The organism is Candidatus Sordicultor fermentans (assembly GCF_012728195.1).
GTDB classification, from domain to species: domain Bacteria; phylum Atribacterota; class Atribacteria; order Atribacterales; family Caldatribacteriaceae; genus Sordicultor; species Sordicultor fermentans.
This window is the reverse complement of the sequence record NZ_JAAYFP010000044.1, coordinates 22,898-29,008: the sequence shown is the minus strand read 5'-3', so window position 1 is coordinate 29,008 and position 6,111 is coordinate 22,898. Positions and strand designations below refer to the sequence as shown.

The following is a 6,111-nucleotide window of genomic DNA, read 5'->3' as shown; positions in this document are numbered from 1 at the left end:
TTCTTTCTCCTGAACTAAGAGGCGAAGAATATCCTCCGCCTCTTTTCCCTGATTTTCCAGAAAAATTATTTTCTCTTCCAGAGATGTGGTTTCTCTTTCTAAAAGAGAACGTACATCTTCTATCTGTTGAGATTGCTGAGTTTGCACTGATTCTAATTTTTCCATTGCTCCCTGAAGATCCTGAAACAAATTCTCCAGGGCATCAATTCTTTTCTCCAGCTCCCGGATGGAGCTATCAATTTCTGCACTTTGCTCATTAATCCGGTCTAAAAGCATAGTGAAACGCTGATCGATGTTCAGCTTATCAATTTCCTTTTTGAGAGAGACCCAGGTCTCCTCCAGGCTCTGCTCCAGAAGATTAGTTCTTTCCTCTATAGCGTTTACTTCGGATTCCACAGTTGCCTTCAATTTTTCTAAATCTTGAAATTGCTGTTCTTGAATAACTTCCAGATAACTTTCCAGATTACTTATTTCTTCTTCTGCTTTTTTAAATCTTTCCTCCCATTGACTGGCTGCACTTTCCCACTCTGCTTGACTGAGGAATTGATTCTGAGCTTCTAACACCAGTTGGTTTATCTTTCCCAGCTCTTTTTTCCAATTCTCCAATTCGCCTTCTATTCTCTGAATAACCTCATCCCGCGGGGCAAACTCTCCTTTCAACTCCTCCATTACAGAGATAAAATTAGCTATACTTTCATCAGTTTTCGCAATAGAGGCTTCAATCTTTCCTAATCTTTCTCCCCAATCCAGTAAATCAACAGGAAGAGATTGAATTTTATCTTGAATTTGAGATAGAGAATCCTCTACTTTCTTTGCTTTTTCTTCCACCCCTCCCATCCTTTTTTCTAAATCAACCAAAGATGTTTTCCATCCTAAAACCTGAAACATTAAAACTACAGAAATAATCAAAGCTACCAGAGCAATTATAAAATTTAGCCAGTTCTTCACTGTTATCACCTCCTAGAAAAATTATAGCATTCTTTTACTCTAAATCTTAATATTTACCAATTTAATAGATACCTATCTCGTTAAATCGGCTCATGGTAAAAAAAATTACCCACTCTCCCCACCGGGGTTTTTAAGGTCCCGGGGTTCAACTATGTTTGCAAGATGCCCCTCAAACCCCAATTTTGCACCTCGAATCCTTTTTTACCCCAATCTTCTCTATCTCTATCCTCATTGCTACCAACTAAAGATTTACGAAGTATGTCAGGAAGGCTGGAAAAAACCATAATTTATGGTTCTTTACGATATAAAAGATTTTTATCTTTAGTCCTGAAATATTCAGGAAAAAGATAGAAATCACCAGAATTTAGAATGGCAAATATAACTTCTATACAGTATTAATCTTCAGCAGTAATTCGAGCGTAAACCACCCGGGCAAAATCTTTTTTAGTATTGCGGTCTACAAACCTCAAAGAGAGCAGAAGTTCGTATTCCTCATCCTCTAAGCTTCTTTTCCTCCACAACCGCTCCAGATCGGGGATACGGAAATGTTCTAAATCTAAGGTAGCCACTAAGTAATCTCGTCCCACGCTGGTCTTAACTCGAGCTTCTAATTTTTCTACCACCGATACATCGCCAGAACGATATAGTTCTACCACTTCGTCTCGAGAATAACCGGGAATATTCTTAAAAACAGTATGAATAACCATATCACCCAATTCTCTTCCCGCTCTCACTTCTTCTCGCACCTCCCACAACAGGGGAGAAAAATGGATTGTATCTTCTGTGATCTGTGGTTTTAGAGAATTAATATCTACACCCAGCTCTTCTATTTTTCTTAACGCTCGCTCCAGAACCACTTGCTTCGGTTCTCCTCTTCTTCCTGATTCTCTGGCTATAATTGGCTCTTCCTGAGGAGTAAAAACCTCTTCTGGAGGTGGAGGAATAACGCTTTCCTTTTTCTCTTCTTTCCTTGTCTCTTCAACTTCTCTTTGTCGAGGAAGGGCATCCCATCCCCTCCTCTTTTCTAACTCTTCGGGGATTCTGTCCTCGAGAATAGGAGAAACTCCCTCCTGTTCTCGAGAAGAAAAAGAAAAATCTCGTTTAGATTTCTGCTCTCTCCAATCTTCATAATCCTCTTCCCGCCACATTCTCCTCTCCCGGGCATTTTCTCGGAGAATAAGAATGATGCTTATCAAAATAGCCACAATCAAAATGGCTAAAATCAAACCTATGATGTCCTGAATCCTCAAAGCTCCCTCCATAGTTACACCTCTATTCTTTCCGATCAAAATAAATACTCTTCCCCTCTGCCGAAAGGGGAATGCCTATTACTACATCATCCTGGGAAATCCCTATTTTCCTTGCCACTGCTCCAATTCGATACATAATACGATTATCCACATTAAAAAGAGAGGCAGTTTTGACTGCTGAGCCCAGAGCGATTCCTAAATCTAAAAGGCGAAAAGCACATTGAGGACCCTTAAAATCAGCCTCTCTTTTTTCCGCTGCCTGAAGTTCAGAACAGCTGCTATAACCACATCCACTACAATTAAGGTTCATCACTGCCGCATCCTTTATCCCTATTAACAAAACCACTGGAGAATCCAAAACGTTCTTCCCATCCCTTATAAATCCTTTTATTCCCTGTTTCTCACCACAGTCAACCATTGCTTCGCCCAATCTTTTTACTTCCTCTCCTTTCACTATTTGAATGTTTATAAAATCCTTACCTCCCGATTTAGGCGCGGTGCGGGCAGAAACAGCCATAAAATTAGCTACCTGTTTCAAAACTTCTTCCAATTTTCATACCTCCTTTATTGTAAAATCAAGTTTCTTAGCCCCAGTTCTCGTGCATAAGCTACTATCTCCCGGTAAGTCCTCTCATCTACACTCCGACTCAATTCCGGAAATAAATCAGCCTTATAACAAGGACGGTATTGCCTCATAAGAGAGATAAAAACATTCTGAGAAACATTCTCAGCCAGGAATCGCAAGTTTTCCCTGGCCTCATCTTCTAAGGAGGGGATGATTAAAATCCTCACTATCAACCCTCGCTTCGCTACCCCTTCCTCCCCCCACTCTACTTCTCCCACCTGACGGAACATCTCTCTTACTGCTTCTCTATTAATCCGGGGGTAATCTTGAGCTTCAGAATATTTATAAGCACTTTCTTCCCGGGCGTATTTCATATCTGGTAAATATATATCTACTAATCCCTCAATTTTCTCCAGAACTTCTTTTTTATCATACCCTCCAGTATTATAAACCACTGGGATGGTAAAACCATTCTCTCGAGCCTTAAGGAGAGAACGAAAAATCTGGGGAATAAAGTGACTGGGGGTAACCAGGTTTATATTATGGCAACCTCGATTCTGCAGGTAAAGCATAATTCGCGTTAACTCTTTTTCGGTAAGCTCCTCTCCTTCTCTTCTCTGGCTTATAGAATAATTCTGGCAATAAACACATCTCATATTACAACCAGAAAAGAAAATAGTACCTGAACCCTGGCTACCACTCAAAAGAAACTCCTCTCCTCGGTGGGGATGAAAGCTGGCTACCTTCGCCAGAGTTCCTCCCCCACAGAAACCTCGCTCTCCCCTCAAACGATTCACTCCGCAATTTCGGGGACATAAGTCACAATCCGCCAATCTATCCCAGAGATGATTAATTATATTTTCTTTATGATAGTTAACCACAAAAGTCATTATAATTGCACCCCTTCAGGGGGTTACCGGGAAAGGTTTTCCTTTCTGACAATATTTATGTTTCTTGCGTTTTTTATCAATTATTGCTTGTTTTTTTATTTTCTCAATCTTTTAGTGTTTTTAATCCCGCACCATCAGACTCTCTCGCAATCCCAGACTTTTCACACAATACAAGCCTCTTTTTTAAATTATATTCAGATCTGTCAGGCAAAAAAAACGAGGCTCACAATGACCAGAGAAAGTAACTAACAGGGGAAGCGTCCTCTTTACAGTTTTGCCGCAATCTTGACCGATATTCAATTTCCAAGGTACACTTGCATTCCTCTAAAGCCTCAATCTCTATAAACTACCACCCCTATTTTCCTGCCATATAACGATAGGGGAGTGTCCCCTATCGTTATATGGAACAATCCACTTTATCTTCAGGTAAATAAGGACTTTTTATAAAAATACCCCGTAAAAAGGAGTCTTCTGATGCATAAAGGTCGTGTTTTTCTCCTGGAGCAAGATATAAGGCACATCCTTTCTCTAAAGCAATCTCCTGTCCTTCAGTCCTTAATAATCCTTTACCTTCCAAAATGAAAAAAGTTTCCTCTACCTGGTTATGGTAGTGAGCCCCTAAATTAGTCCCTGGCTTAAGATAAAACACTCCCCAGTCTATGCGGGGACCTCGGAAAAGATATTTTATTCCCCAATCTCCAAAGCGATAAGCTTTATCCTCTTCTCTAACTAATTCCATAAGTCAAGCCCTCCTCGGATGATAAATTGCTCTCTATTTCTTAAAGAGAGGCTTTTAAAAGAGTATAGATTTCTTCTTCCCCCATAGGACGGGGATTTTCTCGAAGGTTTCTCCCTATCCTTTCCTCCTTTACTATCCCTTGAAGCATGTCTTCTTTTATTCCCAGCTCCCCCAAGCTAGTTCGTAAACCAATCTCCTTCATTAGATTTAAAAAGGCTTCTATAAATTTATCGATCAGGTCTTCCTCTCCTTCTATCTCCACAATACGAGCTATTTTCTCATATCTGTCTTTTAGCACTTCTCGATTAAATTCTACCACCCGGGGGAAAAAAATTCCGCAGGCTTCCCCATGAACCACAGAAAACTCTGGACCAACAATATGAGACAAACCATGAGCTGGACCAGAAGCAGAGTTGGCAAAAGCCATAGCACTTATCATGCTCCCTTTGGCTACCTGTTTGCGATAATTTAGATTCTGTCCTTCTTTCACTGCCTGAGGAAGATACTTCCATAGTAACTCTATCGCTTCTTCAGCCAAAACCTCGCTTACCGGATTTACTTCTTGACTCACATAAGCCTCCAGAGCTTGAACCAATGCATCTATACCGCTTGTCGCAGTGAGATAAGGACTCATAAACCGAGTATACAGCGGGTCGATAATCACTAATTTAGCTAAAAGATAAGGACTGCGGAAGCTTTTTTTAAGCTTCGTGCGGTAATCAGTAAGAACTGCATTGGTGGTCATCTCTGAACCTGTCCCGGCAGTGGTAGGAACAGCTATCCAGGGAATTCCTGGTGAGGAAAGAACTTTCCCCTCAAAATAAGGCAACACAGTATGGGAATTACCACATAATCCAGCAATAGCTTTACCACAATCTTGAGCACTTCCCCCTCCCAGGGAAATCACAAAATCACATCGTTCTCGATAAGCTAAATCTAAACCTCTATCTACTGTTTCTAAAGAAGGCTCAGGTTCTACCTGGTCAAAGATAGAACATTGTACCCCGGCTCCCTCAAGAGACTGAAGAATTTCTTCCAATATCCCGGTTTCTTGCATCGATTTTTTCCCGGTCACAAGAAGTGCTTTTTCTCCCCATCTTTTTACTAATTCTCCAGCTTTTTTGCCTTCTCCCCCGCCAAAATAAATTTCGGGAGGAAGACGAAAAACAAAGTTTTCTTTCATAGTTTCCTCCATACTCCCATTATTCTTCCTATAATTTCTCCATCGTCTGCTGATAGAGATAGATTGCCATCAATTCTTTTAATCTTTCCTCCATCGCTCTTGATGATTAAGGCTAAACCTTCTTCCCTTATTTCCTCCTCTTTTCTAATTAAAAGCCAGTCTCCTTTCAGAATATGCCAATCTTGCCAGTTATTTTTTTCTACTTGCCAGAAGAAAAAATCTCCTTCTCCTAAAAAATTGCGGGGTAAAGAAACAGGACCTCGAGAAAGACTGTTTAAAAAGGGAACATCCACTAAACCATCTTCCCTATCAGGGAAACACAGTTCTATAGTTCGGGCCTTAAAACGATTTCTTCTTATCATTCCTTTCTCTTCCAGTTTCTCGAGATGATAGTGAACGGTGCAAGAAGATAATAAACCTACTCCTTCTCCAATTTCTCTCACCGTAGGAGGATAACCGTTCTTTCTATAATAATCCTGAATAAAAAGCAGGATTTCTTCCTGACGGGGAGAAATTTTCTCTTTTTTTCTCATGGC

7 protein-coding genes are annotated in these 6,111 nt (G+C 40.5%); all 7 read right to left on the bottom strand.

From position 1 onward, the window contains the following. Positions 1–948: hypothetical protein (locus GXZ17_RS02480; protein ID WP_409375711.1), on the bottom strand; the 948-nt coding region annotated here is incomplete at its 3' end. 395 nt (positions 949–1,343) lie between these two features. Continuing rightward, positions 1,344–2,210 (bottom strand): hypothetical protein, encoded by an 867-nt coding sequence (locus GXZ17_RS02475; RefSeq protein WP_409375710.1) that lies wholly within the window; start codon positions 2,208–2,210, stop codon positions 1,344–1,346. Positions 2,211–2,220: 10 nt separating this feature from the next. Next, positions 2,221–2,748: a ferredoxin domain-containing protein gene (locus tag GXZ17_RS02470; RefSeq protein WP_409375709.1), complete on the bottom strand. Its 528-nt coding sequence runs from the start codon at positions 2,746–2,748 to the stop codon at positions 2,221–2,223. A gap of 14 nt (positions 2,749–2,762) precedes the next feature. Next, the gene (locus GXZ17_RS02465; protein ID WP_409375708.1) at positions 2,763–3,653 is read right to left on the bottom strand and encodes a radical SAM protein; all 891 of its coding nucleotides are present in this window, start codon (positions 3,651–3,653) and stop codon (positions 2,763–2,765) included. 397 nt (positions 3,654–4,050) lie between these two features. Then, positions 4,051–4,392, bottom strand: coding sequence for a cupin domain-containing protein (locus GXZ17_RS02460; RefSeq protein WP_409375707.1), 342 nt, complete (start codon positions 4,390–4,392; stop codon positions 4,051–4,053). A 40-nt stretch (positions 4,393–4,432) separates the two neighbouring features. Continuing rightward, complete coding sequence (locus GXZ17_RS02455) at positions 4,433–5,575, bottom strand: iron-containing alcohol dehydrogenase family protein (RefSeq protein ID WP_409375706.1); 1,143 nt, start codon at positions 5,573–5,575, stop codon at positions 4,433–4,435. Beyond that, positions 5,572–6,108: a LexA family protein gene (locus GXZ17_RS02450; protein ID WP_409375705.1), complete on the bottom strand. Its 537-nt coding sequence runs from the start codon at positions 6,106–6,108 to the stop codon at positions 5,572–5,574. The genes GXZ17_RS02455 and GXZ17_RS02450 overlap by 4 nt, the downstream gene beginning before the upstream one ends. Positions 6,109–6,111 lie beyond the last annotated feature (3 nt).

Excerpts from the sequence above, each read along its gene's own strand:
- GXZ17_RS02475 (WP_409375710.1), bottom strand. The coding sequence starts at position 2,210 with ATGGAGGGAGCTTTGAGGATTCAGGACATCATAGGTTTGATTTTAGCC.
- GXZ17_RS02455 (WP_409375706.1), bottom strand. The coding sequence starts at position 5,575 with ATGAAAGAAAACTTTGTTTTTCGTCTTCCTCCCGAAATTTATTTTGGC.
- GXZ17_RS02465 (WP_409375708.1), bottom strand. The coding sequence starts at position 3,653 with ATGACTTTTGTGGTTAACTATCATAAAGAAAATATAATTAATCATCTC.
- GXZ17_RS02460 (WP_409375707.1), bottom strand. The coding sequence starts at position 4,392 with ATGGAATTAGTTAGAGAAGAGGATAAAGCTTATCGCTTTGGAGATTGG.
- GXZ17_RS02450 (WP_409375705.1), bottom strand. The coding sequence starts at position 6,108 with ATGAGAAAAAAAGAGAAAATTTCTCCCCGTCAGGAAGAAATCCTGCTT.